This window comes from Rhizobium sp. O111, assembly GCF_055616315.1.
Genome location: NZ_JBSHXL010000001.1, coordinates 1,187,048 through 1,206,581, shown reverse-complemented (window position 1 = coordinate 1,206,581; position 19,534 = coordinate 1,187,048). Strand labels below are relative to the sequence as shown.

The 19,534-nt window shown below is 62.8% G+C and carries 20 protein-coding genes; 10 read left to right on the top strand and 10 right to left on the bottom strand.

Annotated elements, in window-relative coordinates; translation table 11 throughout:
* Positions 1–47 precede the first annotated feature (47 nt).
* The 4 genes from ACVTFQ_RS06190 to ACVTFQ_RS06175 all read right to left on the bottom strand — a co-directional run bounded on the left by ACVTFQ_RS06190 (position 48) and on the right by ACVTFQ_RS06175 (position 3,080).
* Positions 48–317: a hypothetical protein gene (locus tag ACVTFQ_RS06190; protein WP_111561316.1), complete on the bottom strand. Its 270-nt coding sequence runs from the start codon at positions 315–317 to the stop codon at positions 48–50.
* A 113-nt stretch (positions 318–430) separates the two neighbouring features.
* Positions 431–1,912 (bottom strand): Asp-tRNA(Asn)/Glu-tRNA(Gln) amidotransferase subunit GatA, encoded by a 1,482-nt coding sequence (gene gatA, locus ACVTFQ_RS06185; protein ID WP_111561315.1) that lies wholly within the window; start codon positions 1,910–1,912, stop codon positions 431–433.
* 54 nt (positions 1,913–1,966) lie between these two features.
* Entirely contained in the window at positions 1,967–2,254 is a 288-nt protein-coding gene (gatC, locus tag ACVTFQ_RS06180) for an Asp-tRNA(Asn)/Glu-tRNA(Gln) amidotransferase subunit GatC (RefSeq protein WP_018900164.1), read from the bottom strand.
* Between the two features lie 121 nt (positions 2,255–2,375).
* Positions 2,376–3,080: a metal-dependent hydrolase gene (locus ACVTFQ_RS06175; RefSeq protein WP_111561314.1), complete on the bottom strand. Its 705-nt coding sequence runs from the start codon at positions 3,078–3,080 to the stop codon at positions 2,376–2,378.
* A gap of 119 nt (positions 3,081–3,199) precedes the next feature.
* Here ACVTFQ_RS06175 and ruvX point away from each other — a divergent pair, with 119 nt between their 5' ends.
* Entirely contained in the window at positions 3,200–3,694 is a 495-nt protein-coding gene (gene ruvX, locus ACVTFQ_RS06170; RefSeq protein WP_111561313.1) for a Holliday junction resolvase RuvX, read from the top strand.
* Here the strand turns inward: ruvX and ACVTFQ_RS06165 are convergent.
* The 5 genes from ACVTFQ_RS06165 to ACVTFQ_RS06145 all read right to left on the bottom strand — a co-directional run bounded on the left by ACVTFQ_RS06165 (position 3,631) and on the right by ACVTFQ_RS06145 (position 7,331).
* Entirely contained in the window at positions 3,631–3,963 is a 333-nt protein-coding gene (locus tag ACVTFQ_RS06165; RefSeq protein ID WP_111561312.1) for a DUF6105 family protein, read from the bottom strand. The genes ruvX and ACVTFQ_RS06165 overlap by 64 nt on opposite strands.
* Positions 3,960–4,109, bottom strand: coding sequence for a hypothetical protein (locus ACVTFQ_RS06160; protein ID WP_018900168.1), 150 nt, complete (start codon positions 4,107–4,109; stop codon positions 3,960–3,962). Before ACVTFQ_RS06160 ends, ACVTFQ_RS06165 begins: the two co-directional genes overlap by 4 nt.
* Before the next feature lie 147 nt (positions 4,110–4,256).
* The gene (locus ACVTFQ_RS06155; protein ID WP_026283304.1) at positions 4,257–4,919 is read right to left on the bottom strand and encodes a TetR/AcrR family transcriptional regulator; all 663 of its coding nucleotides are present in this window, start codon (positions 4,917–4,919) and stop codon (positions 4,257–4,259) included.
* A 142-nt stretch (positions 4,920–5,061) separates the two neighbouring features.
* Positions 5,062–5,682 carry a GNAT family N-acetyltransferase gene (locus ACVTFQ_RS06150; RefSeq protein ID WP_111561311.1) on the bottom strand — a complete coding sequence of 207 codons (621 nt, stop codon included), beginning with the start codon at positions 5,680–5,682 and terminating at the stop codon, positions 5,062–5,064.
* Positions 5,682–7,331 (bottom strand): acyl-CoA dehydrogenase family protein, encoded by a 1,650-nt coding sequence (locus ACVTFQ_RS06145; protein ID WP_111561310.1) that lies wholly within the window; start codon positions 7,329–7,331, stop codon positions 5,682–5,684. Before ACVTFQ_RS06145 ends, ACVTFQ_RS06150 begins: the two co-directional genes overlap by 1 nt.
* Positions 7,332–7,507: 176 nt before the next feature.
* On the opposite strand from ACVTFQ_RS06145, the gene ACVTFQ_RS06140 reads away from it, so the two are divergent.
* Genes ACVTFQ_RS06140 through dprA form a run of 4 tightly spaced genes read left to right on the top strand, consistent with a single transcriptional unit; the run spans position 7,508 to position 11,543 of the window.
* Positions 7,508–8,464, top strand: a complete 957-nt coding sequence (locus tag ACVTFQ_RS06140) for an aspartate carbamoyltransferase catalytic subunit (RefSeq protein WP_018900172.1) — start codon at positions 7,508–7,510, stop codon at positions 8,462–8,464.
* Positions 8,461–9,750, top strand: a complete 1,290-nt coding sequence (locus tag ACVTFQ_RS06135; RefSeq protein WP_111561309.1) for a dihydroorotase — start codon at positions 8,461–8,463, stop codon at positions 9,748–9,750. Before ACVTFQ_RS06140 ends, ACVTFQ_RS06135 begins: the two co-directional genes overlap by 4 nt.
* Positions 9,751–9,768: 18 nt before the next feature.
* The gene (plsY, locus tag ACVTFQ_RS06130; protein WP_111561308.1) at positions 9,769–10,389 is read left to right on the top strand and encodes a glycerol-3-phosphate 1-O-acyltransferase PlsY; all 621 of its coding nucleotides are present in this window, start codon (positions 9,769–9,771) and stop codon (positions 10,387–10,389) included.
* Positions 10,390–10,394: 5 nt separating this feature from the next.
* Complete coding sequence (dprA, locus tag ACVTFQ_RS06125; RefSeq protein WP_111561307.1) at positions 10,395–11,543, top strand: DNA-processing protein DprA; 1,149 nt, start codon at positions 10,395–10,397, stop codon at positions 11,541–11,543.
* Positions 11,544–11,547: 4 nt separating this feature from the next.
* Here dprA and ACVTFQ_RS06120 read toward each other — a convergent pair whose 3' ends face one another.
* On the bottom strand, positions 11,548–11,727 hold the full coding sequence (locus ACVTFQ_RS06120; RefSeq protein WP_018900176.1) for a hypothetical protein: 180 nt from the start codon (positions 11,725–11,727) through the stop codon (positions 11,548–11,550).
* Positions 11,728–11,984: 257 nt separating this feature from the next.
* On the opposite strand from ACVTFQ_RS06120, the gene topA reads away from it, so the two are divergent.
* From topA to rpmG, 5 genes are all read left to right on the top strand, one after another.
* Positions 11,985–14,672 carry a type I DNA topoisomerase gene (topA, locus tag ACVTFQ_RS06115; protein WP_113177517.1) on the top strand — a complete coding sequence of 896 codons (2,688 nt, stop codon included), beginning with the start codon at positions 11,985–11,987 and terminating at the stop codon, positions 14,670–14,672.
* Positions 14,669–17,038 (top strand): ribonuclease R, encoded by a 2,370-nt coding sequence (gene rnr / locus ACVTFQ_RS06110; RefSeq protein ID WP_181459195.1) that lies wholly within the window; start codon positions 14,669–14,671, stop codon positions 17,036–17,038. Before topA ends, rnr begins: the two co-directional genes overlap by 4 nt.
* A 32-nt stretch (positions 17,039–17,070) precedes the next feature.
* Positions 17,071–17,532 carry a DUF983 domain-containing protein gene (locus ACVTFQ_RS06105; RefSeq protein ID WP_018900179.1) on the top strand — a complete coding sequence of 154 codons (462 nt, stop codon included), beginning with the start codon at positions 17,071–17,073 and terminating at the stop codon, positions 17,530–17,532.
* Positions 17,533–17,794: 262 nt separating this feature from the next.
* Complete coding sequence (locus tag ACVTFQ_RS06100; protein ID WP_047510008.1) at positions 17,795–18,979, top strand: MFS transporter; 1,185 nt, start codon at positions 17,795–17,797, stop codon at positions 18,977–18,979.
* Positions 18,980–19,072: 93 nt separating this feature from the next.
* Complete coding sequence (rpmG, locus tag ACVTFQ_RS06095) at positions 19,073–19,240, top strand: 50S ribosomal protein L33 (RefSeq protein WP_018900182.1); 168 nt, start codon at positions 19,073–19,075, stop codon at positions 19,238–19,240.
* Positions 19,241–19,534 lie beyond the last annotated feature (294 nt).

The window sequence follows — 19,534 nt, the reverse complement described above, 5'->3', positions numbered from 1 at the left end:
GAAAAACCAGTGCCCGAAACACGGTGGATGCGTGTGCGGCGCCGTTTTCACTTGGACAGCAGCACCGGGCGCATGGCCGCCCACTCATCGCCGAACGAACCTGTGGCAACCTGCTTGCCAGCCAGCCGATACCAGTAACCGGCATTCCATGTATCGCCTTCGATGCGGTGACAGAGCGCGTGGCCCCAATCGAAAGGCTGTTCGCCTTCATGGGCCTGGCAGATGTCATGCACGGCTTTCCAATCCGCGCCCATCACGAAGTCTGCGGCAGCCAGGCGGTCGAAAGCGTCAACGAGCGCTGCAATCTGCGATGCCATAAGCTTCTCCTCCACTTGGCGCATCTAAGATGCGTGGGTCTTCCCTACCCCAAAACCGACTTCGCCGACCAGCATGTGGTCGGCGATCGTCATGTCTCTGATTTTCAGTCCGCTTACCACCACTTGGCGGGGGTGAAGCGGCCGACGGCTTGTTCGATGACGTGGGCCGTCTTGAAGAGGGTTTCTTCCTCGAACGGCTTGCCGATCAGCTGCAGGCCGAGCGGCAGGCCCTTGTGGTCGAGGCCGGCGGGAACCGCGATGCCTGGAAGGCCGGCCATGTTGACGGTGACGGTGAAGATGTCGTTCAGGTACATCTTGACCGGATCGGATGCCAGATCCTCATCGGCGATGCCGAAGGCGGACGATGGGGTCGCTGGCGTCAGGATGGCGTCGACGCCGGCGTGGAAGGCGAGGTCGAAGTCGCGCTTGATCAGCGTGCGGACCTTCTGGGCCTGGATGTAATAAGCGTCGTAGTAACCGGCCGAGAGAACATAGGTGCCGATCATGATGCGGCGCTTGACTTCCTTGCCGAAGCCGGCGGCGCGGGTCTTCTCGTACATGTCGGCAATGTCCTTGCCGTCGACGCGCAGGCCGTAGCGCACGCCGTCGTAGCGGGCGAGGTTCGAAGAAGCCTCTGCGGGCGCCACGATGTAATAGGCCGGCAGCGCGTACTTGGTGTGCGGCAGCGAGATGTTGACGATCTCGGCGCCGGCATCCTTCAGCCAGGCGATGCCCTGCTGCCAGAGCGTTTCGATCTCTTCCGGCATGCCGGCGACGCGGTATTCGTTCGGAATGCCGATCTTCATGCCCTTCAGCGACTGGCCGAGCACGGCTTCATAATCCGGAACAGGCAAATCGACCGAGGTCGTGTCCTTGGCGTCGACAGAGGCCATGGACTTCAGGAGGATTGCGGCGTCGCGGACGTCGCGAGCGATCGGGCCGGCCTGGTCAAGCGACGAGGCGAAGGCAACCGTGCCCCAGCGCGAGCAGCGGCCGTAGGTCGGCTTGATGCCGACGGTGCCGGTGAAGGCGGCGGGCTGGCGGATCGAGCCGCCGGTGTCGGTGGCGGTGGCGCCGGCGCAAAGATGGGCTGCCACGGCAGCCGCCGAGCCGCCCGAGGAACCGCCCGGAACCAGCTGCTGGTTCGAGCCTGCGGCGCGCCAGGGGTTGATGACCGCGCCGTAATGCGAGGTCTCATTGGAGGAGCCCATGGCGAACTCGTCCATGTTCAGCTTGCCGAGCATGACGGCGCCGTCGTCCCACAGGTTCTGCGTGACGGTCGATTCGTAATGCGGCTTGAAACCGTCGAGGATGTGGCTGCAGGCCTGGGTGTGGATGCCTTCGGTGGCGAAGAGATCCTTGATGCCGAGCGGAATGCCCTCGAGCTCGCCGCCCTTGCCGCTGGCAAGACGGGCGTCGGAGGCTTCGGCCATCTGCATCGCCTTTTCAGGCGTCACCTTGATATAGGCGTTGAGCTTGTCGTTGGCCGCCTCGATCGCCGAGATATAGGCCTCGGTGAGTTCGGTTGCTTTGATTTCCTTGGCGCGCAGCTTGGTGCGGGCTTCGGCAATGGTCAGGCTGGTGAGTTCGCTCATGATGGTTCGCTTCAAATCTTGAATGGCAACGAGGTCGGAAAGCGGCGAAAGGCCTTATTCGACGACTTTAGGCACCAGGAAGAAATTCTGATCGGTAACAGGCGCGTTGGAAACGATATCGGCGGCCTTGTTGCCGTCGGTGACGTCGTCGGTGCGCTTCTTCATCAGCATCGGCGTGACCGATGTCATCGCCTCGACGCCTTCGACATTGACTTCGGAGAGCTGCTCGACGAAGCCGAGGATCCCATTCAACTCGCCGACCATGCGGTTTGCCTCATCTTCGGAGACGGCAATACGGGCAAGGCGCGCAACGCGCTTAACGGTGGCTAGGTCGACGGACATCATATTCTCCGGATGGGATTTTCCCACACGCTATAAAGGCCATGCCCGCTGTGTGCAACGGGCATGGCCTTTCGTTCATTCAGATTTCCGCCCTTTCAACTGAGGGCGAAGTGCCAATGCGTCAGAGAACGACGCTCTCGCTCGGCTTGATCGCCTTCACCTCGGTCTTTGCGCCTTCCATGCCGGCGACGAACTTTTCGGGCGTCTGATCGATGATCGGGAAGGTGCCGTAGTGGCAGGGGATGGCGGCCTTGAAGTTGAAGTAGCGCTGGCAGGCGAGTGCGGCCACGGCACCGCCCATGGTGAAGCGGTCGCCGACCGGGACGAGGCCGATATCGGGCTGGTGCAGTTCGTTGATCAGCGCCATGTCGGAGAAGATGTCGGTGTCGCCCATGGCAAAGATCGAGGCTTCGTCGTCGAAGTGCAGCATCAGGCCGTTGGCGCTGCCGAGCGCGTGGGAGACTCCGTCCTCGGTGATCTGGGCGGAGGAATGCAGCGCGTTGGTGAAGGTGGCGGAGAAGCCGCCAAGCGACACCGTGCCGCCGGTATTGCCCATCTCGATCTTTCCGACGCCCTTGGAGCCGAGCCAGGAGGCGAGATCGGCATTGGCGAGGACGACGGCGCCGGTTTCCTTGGCGATCTGAACGGTATCGCCGACGTGGTCGCCGTGGCCGTGGGTCAAGAGGATATGGGTGACTCCAGCGGTGACGTCCTTGATGTGCTGCCCGGCGAAGGAGCCGTTATGCGTCAGGAAAGGGTCGAGGAGGATGGTTGCCTTCGCGGTCTCGATGCGAAAGGCGGAATGGCCTAGCCAAGTGATCTTCATGAAATCTGTCCTTTTATTAAGTGATGCAAAAGCCTGTTTCGATGGGTATGGAGATAACCGATACCGCCGCAAAGAAAAGCGGTCGAGGCTTCAATTTCTTTTGACGGGATGAAACGACGATGACGGTGCTGACGATCGAGGAACTGGCGGCGACCCTTCAGCCGGGACAGGCAATCGCCGGTCTCGACCTCGGCACCAAGACGATCGGGCTTTCGATGTCGGATCTCGGCCGGCGATTCTCGACGCCGCGCCCGGTCATCAAGCGCGAGAAATTCACCATCGATGCCGAGGTGCTTTTGGGCTTCGCCGAGAAGGAAAAGGTCGCGGCCTTCGTTATCGGTCTGCCGATGAATATGGACGGGTCGGCCGGTCCGCGGGTCCAGGCCACGCGCGCCTTCGTGCGCAATATGGAGCAGAAGACGGCCCTGCCCTTCGTCTATTGGGATGAGCGGCTGTCGACGGTCGCCGCCGAGCGGGCGCTGCTGGAAATGGACGTGTCACGCGCCAAGCGGGCCGAACGCATCGATTCGGCGGCCGCGAGCTTCATTCTTCAAGGCGCTCTCGACAGGCTATCCTTGCTTGGAAGGGCGGCGCTCGAAGAACCGGACGCCTGACGCGCCCGCCACCAGGCGGCGATCTTTTTGCGCCTGCGGAACGCCATGATGGCGAAGACGACGAGGCTGTCGACCACGACGGCGCGGGCGACCAACGGCGGGATGGTTTCGGCGGGGATGCCGAGAATATTGGCGTAGACCTGGAACGTCAGGTCGTGGGCCTGACGTGTGAGCATGAAGATGCCGAAGCTCATGTCGTAGTAGGATAGCCAGTACCAGCCCGCCAGAAACACGATCGGACCGGCCCAGAAGATCAGGAACCACTTCATGCGGTCGCCCCTCTTTGTCGCTTTGCGAATGGCAGATCAAGCGAGACCAGCCATGTCGATAATGCCATCAAACCCAGCACCAGGGCCGGCACCGCAATATCGAGCGCGAGCACGGCAAAGAACATCATCGCGGCAACGAGGAACATGATTCTCGCGATTTTGGTTCGCATGGTTCCAGACAACTCAACTTTGAAACTGCCCGGTAACCTGACCTCTTAACTCCATGTGCGCAATGTAAACCATTTGTTAAGGTTAACAGCCGAGCAGGAGGCTGTGGGAAAGTCTGGGCCCAATCAGCCGTAAACGCCGCGAACGATGCGTTTCAGGGCCTGCTCCGCCTTTTCCCAATCCTTCGACGCCTTCAGCGCCAGGCCGGCGCACTGTCCGCCGGCCGACGCCGAAAGGACGATATGCTGGATGGCGGCGATCAGAATCGCGTTGACGGCGACGGCGTCGACGCCCTTGGGCGGCGTCAGCGAGCCGCGCATGCGCTCCAGCCATGTCGCCAATGCTTTCGAGCGCGCTTCCGAGAGACGACGGACCTGCTCGGTGTTTTCGGAGACTTCCCAGGCAACGATGCGGCGCATCAGCGGGTCGTCGCGCAACGCCTGGAGGAAGAGCAGCGACAGGCGCTCCATCAGGTCGCCGTAGGTCAGCAGGAACATGCCGCCCGTGTCCTCGGGAATGCGGTCCTTCACCCATGTGCCGAGATCGGCGCCGATGGCATCGACAAGGCCATTCAGGCCGCCGTAGTAGCGATAGATCAGCTGCTTGTCGCAGCCGGCCTTGCGGGCCACGGCGTTGATGCCGAAGTTCTGGAACCCCTCTTCCGCGAGCAGCGCCTTGGCGGCGTTGAGGATCGCTTTTTCCGTCGCGCCACGGTCGCGCACACGCTTTTCCGGTTCGGCCTGCGGTGCGCTCGCGATGGGGGTCAAAGGCATGGGGTCATTCAGCATCAGGGACTCGGATTTCATGTGTCACTTATCGGTGAGTAACAACACCGCCCCCAACCGGCAACGGCGAACCCTTTGAAAGATTGTGGATTGTTTTCGGGCCATTCGCTGCGGGCAGCCGAATGTCGCCGTGTGGCGACATCGATCAGAGCGTCTGGCCGAACCAGACGGTGCGCTCGGACGGCTCGACGAGCGGCGGTCCGAGGCGCGTAAAGCCGCGAGAGCCCCAGAAGCCGATACCATTGGCATTCGTTGCGCTGGCGCCGAGATGCACGGACTTCACGCCGGCGTCTCTCGCCTGCGAGAGCCACAGGTCGAGCAGCTTCGTCCCCATCCCCTGCCCGCGCAGACGCGACAGCAGGTTCATATGGATATGAGCCGGGAAAGCCTCGATGATGGCCGCTGGCGCCGACGAGGGATGATGGATCGCGGCGATGCGTTTCTCGTCGGCATTCCAGAGGTCGGGATCGCCTTGCGGGTCCGGGTAGGCGCTGCGCAGCGCCGGCCACCAGTCGCGCTCAAGCTGAGCCTGAAACGCAAGCGTATCGTAGACGCCAACGATATAACCGGCGACGCCTTCGGCATCCTCGGCCACGAAGGCGGTTTCCGGGCTCAGCGTCACGTAAGGCGCGGAGTAGATGTGGCCGATGAGCTTGCCGTCGCGATGCAGCGGCGTTGCGTCCTGGCCGGCGTCGCCCGTGACCAGCGAGATGTTGTAGATCTGATCGAGATCGTCGAGGCGCGCGCGGCGGAGCGTTGTCGTCATCAGGATGCCGGTGGATAGAGGAGATCGACGATGTAGCTGGCATCGAAACGGCTATCGAGCATGCCGTAGGTGGAGCGCCAGCCGCCGGCGAGACGGGTTTCGATGAAGGCATCGGCGATGCGCCCTGCCCCCAGACGATAGAGCTCGGCGGCACCCGCCGCGAGCGCCAGCTGCTCGACGAGCAGGCGAGCAGCGCCCTCGTCGCGTTCGCAAAGCGCCATGGCTGCACGCAGCACGTCGATGGTCTTCTTGCCGGCCGGGCCCAGATCGCGGGCAAGCCCTGCGAAGACGGTCTCGAAAAGATCCTTGCCGCGGTTCAGGATACGCAAGACATCGAGCGCCATGACGTTGCCCGAGCCTTCCCAGATCGCATTCACGGGCGCTTCGCGATAGTGGCGGGCGATCGGGCGTTCCTCGATATAGCCGCTGCCGCCGATGCACTCCATCGCTTCATAGATGAGCGCGGGAGCGATCTTGCAGCACCAGTATTTGGCAACCGGCGTCATGACGCGGGCATAGGCGGCCTCCTCGGCGCTGCCGCGCGCGCGGTCGAAGGCGTCGGCGAGACGGAAGGAGAGTGCTGTCGCGGCGGCAACGTCGAGCGCCATGTCGGCAAGCACGCGGGTCATAATCGGCTGGCTGACCAGCATCTTGCCGAAGACGCTGCGGCCACGGGTGTGGTGCACGGCCTCGGCCAGCGAGGCGCGCATGATGCCTGATGATGCCAGCGCGCAATCGAGGCGCGTCAGCGTGACCATGTCGAGGATGGTGCGGACGCCGGCGTCTGGGCCGCCGAGCAGGAAGCCGAAGGTATCGCTGAACTCGACCTCGGAGGATGCGTTCGAGCGGTTGCCGACCTTGTCCTTCAGGCGTTGGAACTGCAGCCCGTTGGCCGATCCGTCCTCGAGCAGGCGCGGCACCAGGAAGCAGCCCATGCCCTCCTTGGTCTGCGCCAGCATGATGAAGGCGTCGCTCATCGGCGCCGACATGAACCACTTGTGGCCCGACAGGCGGTAGATGCCCTCGCTGACTTTTTCGGCAGACGTCGTGTTCGAGCGGACATCGGTGCCGCCCTGCTTTTCGGTCATGCCCATGCCGATGGTGACGGCGGATTTCTGCATGGCCGGCTTGTTGGCCGAATCGTATTTGCGCGACAGGATCCTCGGCGCCCAGTCCTTCTGGACGGCGGGCGACGCGGAGAGAGCGGCAACGGATGCGCTCGTCATGGTGATCGGGCAGAGGTGGCCGGTCTCGAGTTGCGCCGACAAATAGAAGCGAGCGGCGCGGATCTTGTGCGCCTGGTCTTTCGCCTCGGCATCGGCCTGCGGATCCCAGACGGACGAATGAAGACCAACGGACATGGAGCGGCGCATCAGCGCGTGCCAAGCCGGGTGAAATTCCACGACATCGAGCCGTTCGCCGCGCGGGCCATGGGTGCGCAGCTGCGGCACACCCTGGTTTGCCATGCGCGCCAGTTCCTGCGCTTCCGGCGATGTGACGTAGCGGCCCATATTGTCGAGATCATCGCGAATGCCGCGCGGCAACGCACCAGTGAGGTCGACGATCAGCGGATCGGACCTGTAGGCGTTGATGCCGGACCACAGGCTCGGCTGGTTGAGTTCGGCGAGTTTTTCTTCAGCGGATGTCATGAATCGCTTCTAGAGTATGAGGCGGGCAAAGGGAAACCGGAAGTTTGGCACTCCTTGTGCTTTAGCCCAATTGCGACAAAATTGCAGGGGGAGAGCGCGGTTTGCCCACAGCGCATGCTTGCCGCCGCCGCACGCACTCTTTATAGAGCCGCTGACGACAGCATAGAGGCAGGTTCATGGTCTTCTTTCCCCACCGCCACCTCATCGGTATCAAAGGGCTCACAGAGCAGGATATCACCTTTCTCCTCGACAAGGCCGACGAGGCCGTCAAGATCAGTCGACAGCGAGAGAAAAAGACGTCGACCCTTAGAGGTTTGACGCAGATCAATCTGTTTTTCGAAGCATCCACCCGCACGCAGGCCTCCTTCGAGCTCGCCGGCAAACGCCTCGGCGCCGACGTGATGAACATGTCGGTCGGCAATTCCTCGGTGAAGAAGGGCGAAACGCTGATCGACACGGCGATGACTCTGAACGCGATGCGCCCCGACGTACTGGTCATCCGCCACTCCAGCGCTGGCGCCGCCGCCCTTCTCGCACAGAAGGTTTCCTGCTCGGTGGTCAACGCCGGCGATGGCCAGCATGAGCATCCGACGCAGGCGCTGCTCGACGCGCTGACGATCCGCCGTGCCAAGGGCAAGCTGTCGCGCATCATCGTCGCCATCTGCGGTGACGTGCTGCACTCGCGTGTGGCGCGCTCCAACATCCTGCTTCTCAACGCCATGGGTGCCAGGGTTCGCGTCGTGGCACCGGCCACGCTGCTTCCGGCTGGGATCGCCGACATGGGTGTCGAGGTCTTCCACTCAATGAAGGAGGGCCTGAAGGACGCAGACGTCGTGATGATGCTCCGGCTGCAGCGCGAGCGCATGTCCGGCGCCTTCGTGCCGTCGGTGCGCGAATACTTCCACTTCTACGGTCTCGACGCGGAGACGCTGAAGGCGGCGAAGGAGGATGCGCTGGTCATGCACCCTGGACCGATGAACCGAGGGGTTGAAATCGCCTCCGAAGTCGCGGACGGGCCGCAGAGCGTGATCGCCGAACAGGTCGAAATGGGTGTCGCCGTACGCATGGCTGTCATGGAAACGCTGCTGATCTCGCAGAACCAGGGTCCCCGCAGCGAAGGAGCCGGCGCATGAGCAACTCGATCGTCTTCAAGAACGTTCGCATCATCGACCCCTCCAGAGATCTCGACGAGGTCGGCGCGATCGTCGTCAAGGACGGCGTGATCGTCGCTTCCGGCAAGGATGCGCTGAGCGAGGCAGTACCCGCAGGCGCGACGGTGCGCGACTGCAACGGGCTTGTCGCAGCGCCCGGTCTCGTCGATGCGCGCGTCCATATCGGCGAGCCTGGGGCCGAGCATCGCGAAACGATCGAGTCGGCCAGCCGGGCCGCTGCCGCGGGCGGCGTGACCTCGATCATCATGATGCCCGACACCGATCCCGTCATCGACGACATCGCGCTGGTGGAGTTTGTGAAGAAGACCGCCCGCGACAAGGCGCTGGTCAATGTCTATCCGGCAGCGGCGATCACCAAGGGTCTCGCCGGCGAGGAGATGAGCGAGATCGGCATGCTGATGGAAGCCGGCGCGGTGGCCTTCACCGACGGCCGCTCCAGCATCCACGACGCGCAGGTTCTGCGCCGGGTGATGACCTATGCGCGGGAATTCGGCGCTGTGATTTCCTGCGAGACGCGCGACCAGCATCTGGCCGCCGGCGGTGTCATGAATGAGGGGCTGTTCGCAAGCTGGCTCGGCCTCAGCGGCATTCCGCGCGAGACCGAACTGATCCCGCTGGAGCGCGACCTGCGCATTGCCAAGCTGACGCGCGGCAAATACCACGCGGCGATGATCTCGGTGCCCGAATCCGTCGAGGCGATCGAGCTTGCGAAGAGCCGTGGCGCGACTGTCACCTGCGGCATCTCGATCAACAATCTCGCGCTCAACGAAAACGACATCGGCGAGTACCGCACCTTCTTCAAGCTCTATCCGCCGCTGCGCTCGGAAGACGATCGCGTGGCGATGGTGGATGCGCTGGCGCGCGGGGCGATCGACATCATCGTCTCTTCGCACGACCCACAGGACGTCGACACCAAGCGCCTGCCCTTCGGCGAGGCTGCCGACGGTGCTGTCGGGCTCGAGACCATGCTCGCGGCAGCGCTTCGCCTGCACCACAGCGGGCATGTGACGCTGATGCGCCTGATCGATGCCATGTCGACGCGGCCGGCGCAGATCTTCGGTCTTGATGCCGGTACACTGAAGCCCGGCGCCAAGGCGGATATCGTGCTGATCGATCTCGAAGAGCCTTGGATTGTCGCCAAGGACATGCTTCTCTCGCGCTCGAAGAACACGCCGTTCGAAGACGCGCGCTTCAGCGGACGTGCAGTCGCGACCTATGTCGCCGGCCAGTGCGTACATACATTATAAGAAGACAAGTGGGGGAACATGGGCGCTGATCTCATGACGTGGCAGATCACCTGGCAAATCGCGCTGGCGGCCGCCGCCATCGGCTATCTGCTGGGCTCCATTCCGTTCGGGCTGATTTTGACGCGCGCTGCCGGGCTCGGTGATGTGCGCAGCATCGGCTCGGGCAATATCGGCGCGACCAACGTTCTTCGAACCGGCAACAAGAAGCTGGCGGCCGCGACGCTGCTCCTCGATGCGCTGAAGGCATCGGCGGCGGCGTGGATCGTTTCCTACTTCTTCGGTCCGGAAGCCGCGGTCATCGCCGGCTTCTTCGCCTTCATCGGCCACCTCTTCCCGGTCTGGATCGGCTTCAAGGGCGGCAAGGGTGTCGCGACCTATATCGGCACGCTGCTTGGCGTCGCACCGCTGATGGTTCTCGCCTTCGCGGCTGTCTGGCTCGGCGTTGCTTTCTTGACCCGTTATTCTTCTCTTTCCGCACTGGTTGCAATTCTTGTCATTCCGGTTGCATTGTGGATACTGGGTGCAGAGAAGGTTGCAGCGATCATGGCGATCATGACGGTGATCTCCTACTGGAAGCACAAGGCCAATATCAGCCGCCTCATCAGCGGCACGGAAAGCAAGATCGGGGCAAAGGGATAGGATAGATGGACGCACGCAGCGCAAGGCCAAAAGGAATTGCGCTGACGGACAGGCAAAGGATTGCCTGGTTGCGTCTTATCCGCTCCGACAATGTCGGCCCGGCCACCTTTCGCGACCTCATCAATCATTTCGGTTCTGCGGAAGCAGCCCTTGCCGCCCTGCCCGGCCTTTCGGCACGCGGCGGCGCGACGCGCGCGATCCGGATCGCCACCGAGAGCGAAGCGCTGAAGGAGCTCGACGCGGCGCAGCGGTTCGGGGCGCGCTTCGTCGGCATCGGCGAACCGGAGTACCCGCAGGCGCTGAAGCAGATCGACGGGGCGCCGCCACTGCTCGCGGTAAAAGGAAATCTCGCGGCAACGGCGCAGCCGGCCGTCGGCATCGTCGGTTCGCGCAACGCTTCGATATCAGGCGCGAAGTTCGCGGCGATGATCGCGAGAGAGTGTGGACGTGTCGGCTATGCTGTTATCTCCGGCCTTGCGCGCGGCATCGATACGGCCGCCCACCGCGCCAGCCTCGACACTGGCACGATCGCCGCCATGGCCGGCGGGCTGGATCAGCCCTACCCGCCCGAAAACGCCGGACTGCTTGAGGAGATCTGGAATGGCAACGGCTTGGCTGTCAGCGAGATGCCGTTCGGCTGGGAGCCGCGTGCGCGTGACTTTCCGAGGCGCAACAGGCTGATCGCCGGCATTTCACTTGGGACGGTGGTGGTGGAAGCGGCGACGCGATCGGGCTCACTGATCACCGCGCGGCTCGCCGGCGAGTTCGGCAGGCTGGTCTTTGCGGTTCCCGGCTCGCCGCTCGATCCACGATGCCACGGCACGAACGGGTTGCTGAAGGATGGCGCGATGATCGTTACCGCGCCCGATGACGTGATCAGCGCGCTTGCGCCGCTATCACAGCTCGACCTGTTTACCGCGCCGCTTGCCGAGGAGCCGGAACGCGGCGGCGGATCGTCGCTGCTGCCGCCTGATGAGACCGACAGGGCGCGCATCATCGACGCTCTTGGGCCGACGCCCGTGGAGATCGACGATATCATCCGGCACACGGGGCTCAGCGCCTCGGCCGTCTATCTCGTGCTGCTGGAGCTCGACATCGCCGGGCGGCTGCACCGGCACCCCGGCGGGATGGTGTCCATTGCAATGGAGGTTTGACGACTTACATACGAGCCTGGAGATCGCCGGCTTCGACATATGCCATCTCGATCAGATAGCAGAGCATGTCGGCCTTTTCCTTTTCCGCCACCTGACGCAACTCGGCGAGCATCTGGCGGATGAAGGCAATGTTCTCGCGGGAGCCGGATCGGCCGGTATCCTTCTTTGCGTACTTAGCCGTCATGAAAGCACTCGCGCCCCAATTGGGAAGGGTTGATCGTCGCAGCCTGAACCACACGCGAAAAACGATATCGCAATAATCAGAAATTGCAATATGCGGCATATCGTCTTTTGGTTGCAACGCGTTGCAATGCGTAAAAATGCACTCAAAGTACTTGACCGAAACGAATTCCCTGTCCATGTCGGAGAACCGGCGACCGTGACACGGCAGGTCCTCTGCCCTGATATAGGCCGGCTGGCATCCATTTTTAGAGAATCATCATGAATGTTGTAGTGGTGGAATCGCCCTCGAAGGCCAAGACGATCAACAAGTATCTGGGACCCGGATACAAGGTGCTCGCCTCCTTTGGCCACGTCCGCGATCTCCCCGCCAAGGACGGCTCCGTGCTGCCCGACCAGGATTTCGAAATGCTGTGGGAGGTCGATGGGGCCTCGGCCAAGCGTATGAAGGACATCGCCGACGCGGTGAAGTCTTCCGACGGCCTGTTCCTCGCAACCGACCCTGATCGCGAAGGCGAAGCGATCTCCTGGCATGTGCTCGATATGCTGAACAAGAAGCGCGTGCTCGGCGGCAAGACCGTCAAGCGCGTCGTCTTCAACGCGATCACCAAGAAGGCCGTGCTCGACGCGATGGCAGAGCCGCGCGATATCGACGTGCCGCTGGTCGACGCCTATCTGGCGCGCCGCGCTCTCGACTATCTCGTCGGCTTCAATCTTTCGCCGGTGCTCTGGCGCAAGCTGCCCGGCGCACGCTCGGCAGGACGCGTGCAGTCGGTGGCGCTTCGTCTCGTCTGCGACCGCGAATCCGAGATCGAGCGTTTCGTCTCCGAGGAATACTGGAACATCTCGGCGCTGCTGAAGACACCGCGCGGTGACGAGTTCGAAGCAAAGCTGGTTGCGGCGAATGGCAAGCGGTTGCAGCCGCGCGCGATCGGCAACGGCGACGAGGCCGGCAAGCTGAAGGCGCTGCTCGAAGGCGCGTCCTATGTCGTCGATACCGTCGAGGCCAAGCCCGTCAAGCGCAACCCGGGACCACCCTTCACAACCTCCACGCTGCAGCAGGCCGCTTCCTCGAAACTCGGCTTCTCGGCTTCGCGTACTATGCAGGTGGCGCAGAAGCTCTATGAAGGCTTCGACATCGGCGGTGAGACGGTCGGTCTGATCACCTATATGCGTACCGACGGCGTGCAGATGGCGCCTGAGGCGATCGATGCCGCGCGTGGCGCCATCGTCGACCAGTTCGGCCAGCGCTACCTGCCGGAGAAGGCACACTTCTATTCGACCAAGGCGAAGAACGCCCAGGAAGCGCACGAAGCCATCCGCCCGACGGACTTCAACCGCTCGCCGGACAAGGTTCGCCAGTTTCTCGATGCCGACCAGCTCAAGCTCTACGACCTGATCTGGAAGCGCGGCATCGCCAGCCAGATGGCATCGGCCGAGATCGAGCGCACCACAGCCGAGATCATCGCCGACAATAACGGCGAGAAGGCCGGATTGCGCGCCGTCGGCTCCGTCATCCGCTTCGACGGCTTCATCGCCGCCTATACGGACCAGAAGGAAGACGGCGAACAGAGCGACGACGGCGACGAGGATGGTCGCCTGCCGGAGATCAATGCGCGCGAAAACCTCGCCAAGCAGAAGATCAATTCGAGCCAGCACTTCACCGAGCCGCCACCGCGCTACTCGGAAGCGTCGCTGATCAAGAAGATGGAAGAGCTCGGCATCGGCCGCCCGTCCACCTATGCGGCAACGCTCGCGACCCTTCGCGACCGTGAATATGTGATCATCGACAAGCGCAAGCTGATCCCGCATTCCAAGGGCCGGCTGGTGACGGCGTTCCTCGAAGGCTTCTTCACCAAGTATGTCGAGTACGACTTCACGGCTGATCTGGAAGAGAAGCTGGACCGGATTTCGGCCGGCGAACTGAACTGGAAGCAGGTTCTGCGCGACTTCTGGAAGGATTTCTTCGCGCAGATCGAAGACACCAAGGAACTGCGCGTCACCAACGTGCTCGATTCGCTGAACGAATCGCTGGCCCCGCTGGTGTTTCCGAAGCGCGAGGACGGCAGCGATCCCCGGATCTGCCAGGTCTGCGGCACGGGCAACCTGTCGCTGAAGCTCGGCAAGTACGGCGCCTTTGTCGGCTGCTCGAATTACCCCGAGTGCAATTACACGCGCCAGCTGTCTTCCGAAGGCGGCGCGGAGGCCGAGGGTGCTGCACTCAACGAGCCTAAGGCGCTCGGCACCGATCCCGTGACCGGCGAGGAACTGACGCTGCGCTCCGGCCGCTTCGGACCTTACGTCCAGCGTGGCGACGGCAAGGAGGCCAAGCGCTCCTCGTTGCCGAAGGGCTGGAAGCCCGAGGATATCGATTATGAAAAGGCGATGGCGCTGATTTCGCTGCCGCGCGATATCGGCAAGCATCCGGAATCGGGCAAGATGATCTCGGCCGGCATCGGCCGTTATGGACCGTTCCTGCTGCATGACGGCGGCTACGCCAATCTCGAGACCGTCGAGGACGTCTTCAGCATCGGCCTCAACCGCGCTGTCACCGTGATCGCCGAGAAGGCCGCCAAGGGTCCCGGCGGGCGTGGTCGCACGGCAGCGGCGGCACTAAAGGAGCTCGGCGAGCATCCCGATGGCGGCGGCGCGATCACCGTGCGCGACGGCAAGTACGGCCCCTACGTCAACTGGGGCAAGGTCAACGCGACGCTGCCCAAGGGCACCGATCCGCAGGCGCTGACCGTCGAGGAAGCCGTGGCGCTCATCACCGCCAAGGCCGGCAAGGCGCCGGCGGCCAAGAGCAAGGCGAAGCCGAAAGCGAAGGCCAAGGCTGCGGCGAGCGATGACGCGAAGCCGGCAAAGGCAGCCGCCAAGCCGAAGGCAAAAGCCAAAGCGCCCGCCAAGAAAGCTGCTGCACCCGCAAAGAAGAAAAAGAGCGAAGAGTGACCAGAATTCCGCGGGAACCAAAGGGCATGGGCAAGCGTCCCGAAAAGACGGGACGCTCCAGCAGGGCGCCCGCCGTCGAGCCACTCAACATCCAGCACGGCGCGCTTCCCTCGCGCGAAGTGATCCTGCGCTTCATCGCCGATCACCCGCAGAAGGCCTCCAAGCGCGAGCTCGCCAAGGCCTTTGGGCTGAAAGGCGACAGCCGTGTTGAGCTCAAGCACCTGCTGCGTGATCTCGAGCAGGAAGGCATGCTCCAGAAGACGCGCAAGTCTCTGATCCGTCCCGGCGCGCTGCCGCCGGTTACCGTGCTCGACATCACCACGCGCGACAAGGACGGCGGACTGATCGGCCGTCCGGCGGAATGGTCGGACGAGATGGGCGTGGCGCCTGCCGTCTCCATCCGGCAGTCCTCCTCGCCTGCCGGCCGCAACGGCAAGGGCAAGGCGCCGGTCGCCGGCATGGGCGACCGCATTCTCGCGAAGATTTTTGCCGCGACCGATCGTGGTGGCCCGGCCTATACGGCGCGCATCATCAAGATCCTCGACAAGCGCCGCGGCGCGCTGCTCGGTGTCTTCAAGGACGCGCCTGGCGGCGGCGGGCGGCTATTGCCGATCGAGCGGCGCGGCGAGGAAATGCTGATCGATCCCGATGACAAGGGCGACGCCAAGGACGGCGATCTGGTCGAGGTCGAAGTCGCGCGCCTGCGCAGCTTCGGACTGCCGCGCGCCAAGGTGCTCTCGATCGTCGGTTCGGTCGCTTCGGAAAAAGCGATCTCGATGATCGCCATTCATGCCCATGGCATCCCCTATATCTTCCCGCCGGCTGTGGTTGCCGAGGCGGATGACGCCAAGCCCGCGACCATGTCGCACCGCGAGGACTGGCGCGACGTACCGCTGATCACCATCGATCCGGCCGATGCCAAGGACCATGACGACGCCGTCTATGCCGAGCACGACCCCTCGCCCGACAACGAAGGCGGCGTCATCGTCACCGTGGCGATCGCCGATGTCTCCTACTATGTGCGCCCGAGCTCGCCGCTTGACCGCGAGGCGCTGAAGCGCGGCAACTCGGTCTATTTCCCCGACCGCGTCGTTCCCATGCTGCCGGAGCGGATTTCCAACGACCTCTGCTCGCTGCGCGAGGCACAGGACCGCCCGGCGTTGGCCGTGCGCATGACCTTCTCAAAGGAAGGCCGCAAGGCGGGGCATACTTTCCACCGCGTGATGATGAAGAGCGCTGCCAAGCTGTCCTACCAGCAGGCGCAGGCCGCGATCGACGGCAATCCCGACGACAAGGCCGGGCCGCTGCTGGAGTCGATCCTGAAGCCGCTGTGGCATGCCTATGAGGTGATGAAGCGTGGCCGTGAGCGCCGGCAGCCGCTGGAACTCGACATGCCCGAGCGCAAGATCCAGCTGAAGCCCGACGGCACTGTCGACCGCGTCGTCGTGCCGCCGCGTCTCGATGCGCACAAGCTGATCGAAGAGATGATGATCCAGGCCAACGTCGCGGCCGCCGAGACGCTGGAAAAGAAGAAACAGCCGCTGATCTACCGCGTGCACGATGGCCCGTCGCTCTCCAAGCAGGAAATCCTGCGCGAGTTCCTGGCGACGCTCGGCATTTCGCTCGCCAAGGGCGGCAACATGCGCGCCAACAACTTCAACGGCATTCTCGCCAAGGCCGAGGACACACCGCACCAGACGATGGTCAACGAGATGGTGCTGCGCTCGCAGAGCCAGGCGATCTACAGCCCCGAGAATATCGGGCACTTCGGCCTGAACCTGATGAAGTACGCGCACTTCACCTCGCCGATCCGGCGCTATGCCGACTTGATCGTGCATCGCGCGCTCGTGGGATCGCTCGGTTTCGGCGAAGGCGGGATCACGCCGGACGAGGAAGCGGCCCTCGACGATATCGCGGCCGAGATCTCCACCTTCGAGCGCCGCGCCATGGCCGCCGAACGCGAGACCGTCGACCGCCTCATCGCCCATCACCTTGCCGGCCGTATCGGCGAGGAATTCGATGGACGCGTGGGAGGTGTGACGAAATCGGGACTATTTGTCGCCCTGCCGGACTATGGAGCGGACGGTTTCATTCCTATATCTACACTGGGAATGGACTACTTCATCTATGATGAGGCGCATCAGGCACTATCCGGTGAAAAGACCGGCCTCGGCTATCGCCTGGGAGACAGTGTCACGGTCAAGCTGGTGGAAGCCATTCCGCTGGCCGGCGCGCTTCGGTTCGAGATGGTGAGCGAGGGGCGCAAAATGCCCACCGCCGTGCGTTCATTCCACAAGGGCGGCCGACGCGACGCAAGCCGCGCGCGCAAGCAGGCCGGGACAAGACCCCCGAGAGGGCGTCGATAGGCGTTTTGGGACGCCGGGAAGGAAGTGCAGTCATGACGACCACCTCGAACGGCCAGGCGATCCAATACGGCGATGTCGATGAAGCCAAGCGTCCGCTCGGTCAATCGATCAAGCGCGGGCTTCTCGGCCGTTGCCCGGCTTGCGGCAGCGGCAAGCTGTTTCGCGCCTATCTGAAGCCGGTGGATAATTGCGCGGCCTGTGGCGAAGCCATGCACCATCACCGCGCCGACGACCTGCCGCCCTACATCACCATCGTCATCGTCGGCCACGTGATCATCGCCGGCTACATGATGACCGACCTGATCTGGCCGATGCCGCTCTGGCTCACCTTCGCCATCTGGACGCCGCTGACGCTGCTTGCCACCCTGCTGATCATCCAGCCGATCAAGGGCGGGGTCATCGGGCTGCAATGGGCGCTGAAGATGCATGGTTTCGGCGGGCACAGCGACGAGCAGGATCAGTACGAAATCCCCGGCCGCCGGCATCAAGGCTGAAGACTTTCCTTGAACCTTCACCATCACGACATATTTGGCGTGTAGCAGCGCCGGATGAGCCGTGCGTTTGTCTTCAATGCACTGCACCAATTCTTGAGATGGTAGGCTTGTTTGACTGAATCGCTTCCACCGCAAACAGATCATTGCCGCCAACCTTGTTCATCTAGTAAAGCACACTCGTCATCAGGCTTTGGCAGGACCTCGCCAAGGCATCTGACTCGCGGCGCGCGATACTACGCAGCAGTTCTGTAGGGGTGGATATATGTCTCAGCCGCGAAACGGCACACCGGGCGATGTCGAAGAAATCCATTGGCCGTCTCTGGTAGCCGCCGTTTCGTCGATCTCAGCGGTCGGCATCGCGATCGGGCTGGGGTTGCCGCTTCTGAGCATCATCCTTGAGAAGCGCGGCATCCCCTCGACCCTGATCGGTCTCAATACGGCGATGGCCGGTGTCGCGGCGATGGTGGCCGCGCCGATCACGACGAAGCTGGCGCATGCCTACGGCGTGGCGCAGACGATGCTTTGGGCAGTGGTGGTGTCGGCAATCAGTGCCGTGAGCTTCTACTATGCGCAGGACTTCTGGATGTGGTTCCCGCTGCGCTTCGCGTTCCATGGCGCCACGACCACGCTGTTCATTCTCTCCGAGTTCTGGATCAACGCCGCCTCGCCGCCATCGAAACGCGGTTTCGTGCTGGGCATCTATGCGACCGTGCTGTCGCTTGGCTTCGCGGCGGGTCCCCTGCTCTTCTCCGTTCTCGGCAGCGACGGCATCCTGCCGTTTGCCGTCGGCGCCTGCGCCATTTTGATGGCGGCCATACCGATCTTTGTCGCACGCCATGAAAGCCCGGTGCTCGAAGAGAAGCCGGAACTGCATTTCATGCGCTATGTCTTCCTGGTGCCGAGCGCCACGGCCGCCGTCTTCATCTTCGGCGCGGTGGAAGCCGGAGGGCTGGCGCTGTTTCCGATCTACGCGGTACGCGCCGCCTTCACCGAGACTCAAGCGGCCCTGCTGCTGACGGTCATGGGGATCGGTAACATGATCTTCCAGATTCCGGTGGGGATGCTTTCCGACAAGATGAAGGACAAACGTCCCCTGCTCGCTGGCATGGCCTTCATGGGCCTGATCGGCTCTCTGATGCTGCCCGTGCTCTCTCATAGCTGGCTGCTGATGGCCGGCGTCCTGCTCTTCTGGGGTGGCTGCGTGGCAGGCCTCTATACGGTCGGATTGAGCCATCTGGGCTCGCGTCTCACCGGCTCCGACCTTGCCGCCGCCAATGCCGCCTTCGTCTTCTGTTACGCCGTCGGTACCGTTGCGGGTCCGCAAGTCATCGGCGCGGCCATCGATGTGGCGGGAAACAACGGCTTTGCCTGGGCGATTGCGGGCTTCTTCGGCGTTTATGCAGTGCTTTCGGCGGGTAGACTGCTTTTCATTCGAAAGCGGGGTTGACTTTTCAAGCTAGATTCGTAGTTTCGCGCCAGAATTAGCCGAGGCGCCTAGACGGATTCCAACGGCTTTCATTTAATTAAAGGCAGGACGACCATGGCCAAGGCTACAACAATCAAGATCAAGCTGCTGTCGACAGCCGACACAGGTTCTTTCTACGTCACGACGAAGAACAGCCGTACGATGACGGACAAGATGACGAAGACGAAGTACGACCCGATTGCTCGCAAGCATGTCGAGTTCAAGGAAACCAAGATCAAGTAATTTCTTGATCCTGTAGACCGCTTAAAAGCGCGCGCCACCAGGCTGCGCGCTTTTTTGTTGTCTGCGATACGGCTTGCGACAAGCACGATGAGGGGCCGACAAATGAAAACGCCGCCCTGCCCGTTTCAACGGAGAGGACGGCGTTTTACGAAAGGGGGTCGGTCAACAGGCAACGCGGCACGAGGAACCGCAGGTGTTGCTTGCCGACCGACCGACCCCACGACCCAGGAGATGCGGCGGACCTGAGCATCATGGGGTATCGGCGCACCCCGCATAGGGAGTGCTTATTTCTAT

Coding starts and splice junctions, on each gene's coding strand:
- ACVTFQ_RS06190 (WP_111561316.1), bottom strand. CDS start 317: ATGGCATCGCAGATTGCAGCGCTCGTTGACGCTTTCGACCGCCTGGCT.
- gatA (WP_111561315.1), bottom strand. CDS start 1,912: ATGAGCGAACTCACCAGCCTGACCATTGCCGAAGCCCGCACCAAGCTG.
- gatC (WP_018900164.1), bottom strand. CDS start 2,254: ATGTCCGTCGACCTAGCCACCGTTAAGCGCGTTGCGCGCCTTGCCCGT.
- ACVTFQ_RS06175 (WP_111561314.1), bottom strand. CDS start 3,080: ATGAAGATCACTTGGCTAGGCCATTCCGCCTTTCGCATCGAGACCGCG.
- ruvX (WP_111561313.1), top strand. CDS start 3,200: ATGACGGTGCTGACGATCGAGGAACTGGCGGCGACCCTTCAGCCGGGA.
- ACVTFQ_RS06165 (WP_111561312.1), bottom strand. CDS start 3,963: ATGAAGTGGTTCCTGATCTTCTGGGCCGGTCCGATCGTGTTTCTGGCG.
- ACVTFQ_RS06160 (WP_018900168.1), bottom strand. CDS start 4,109: ATGTTCCTCGTTGCCGCGATGATGTTCTTTGCCGTGCTCGCGCTCGAT.
- ACVTFQ_RS06155 (WP_026283304.1), bottom strand. CDS start 4,919: ATGCTGAATGACCCCATGCCTTTGACCCCCATCGCGAGCGCACCGCAG.
- ACVTFQ_RS06150 (WP_111561311.1), bottom strand. CDS start 5,682: ATGACGACAACGCTCCGCCGCGCGCGCCTCGACGATCTCGATCAGATC.
- ACVTFQ_RS06145 (WP_111561310.1), bottom strand. CDS start 7,331: ATGACATCCGCTGAAGAAAAACTCGCCGAACTCAACCAGCCGAGCCTG.
- ACVTFQ_RS06140 (WP_018900172.1), top strand. CDS start 7,508: ATGGTCTTCTTTCCCCACCGCCACCTCATCGGTATCAAAGGGCTCACA.
- ACVTFQ_RS06135 (WP_111561309.1), top strand. CDS start 8,461: ATGAGCAACTCGATCGTCTTCAAGAACGTTCGCATCATCGACCCCTCC.
- plsY (WP_111561308.1), top strand. CDS start 9,769: ATGGGCGCTGATCTCATGACGTGGCAGATCACCTGGCAAATCGCGCTG.
- dprA (WP_111561307.1), top strand. CDS start 10,395: ATGGACGCACGCAGCGCAAGGCCAAAAGGAATTGCGCTGACGGACAGG.
- ACVTFQ_RS06120 (WP_018900176.1), bottom strand. CDS start 11,727: ATGACGGCTAAGTACGCAAAGAAGGATACCGGCCGATCCGGCTCCCGC.
- topA (WP_113177517.1), top strand. CDS start 11,985: ATGAATGTTGTAGTGGTGGAATCGCCCTCGAAGGCCAAGACGATCAAC.
- ACVTFQ_RS06105 (WP_018900179.1), top strand. CDS start 17,071: ATGACGACCACCTCGAACGGCCAGGCGATCCAATACGGCGATGTCGAT.
- ACVTFQ_RS06100 (WP_047510008.1), top strand. CDS start 17,795: ATGTCTCAGCCGCGAAACGGCACACCGGGCGATGTCGAAGAAATCCAT.
- rpmG (WP_018900182.1), top strand. CDS start 19,073: ATGGCCAAGGCTACAACAATCAAGATCAAGCTGCTGTCGACAGCCGAC.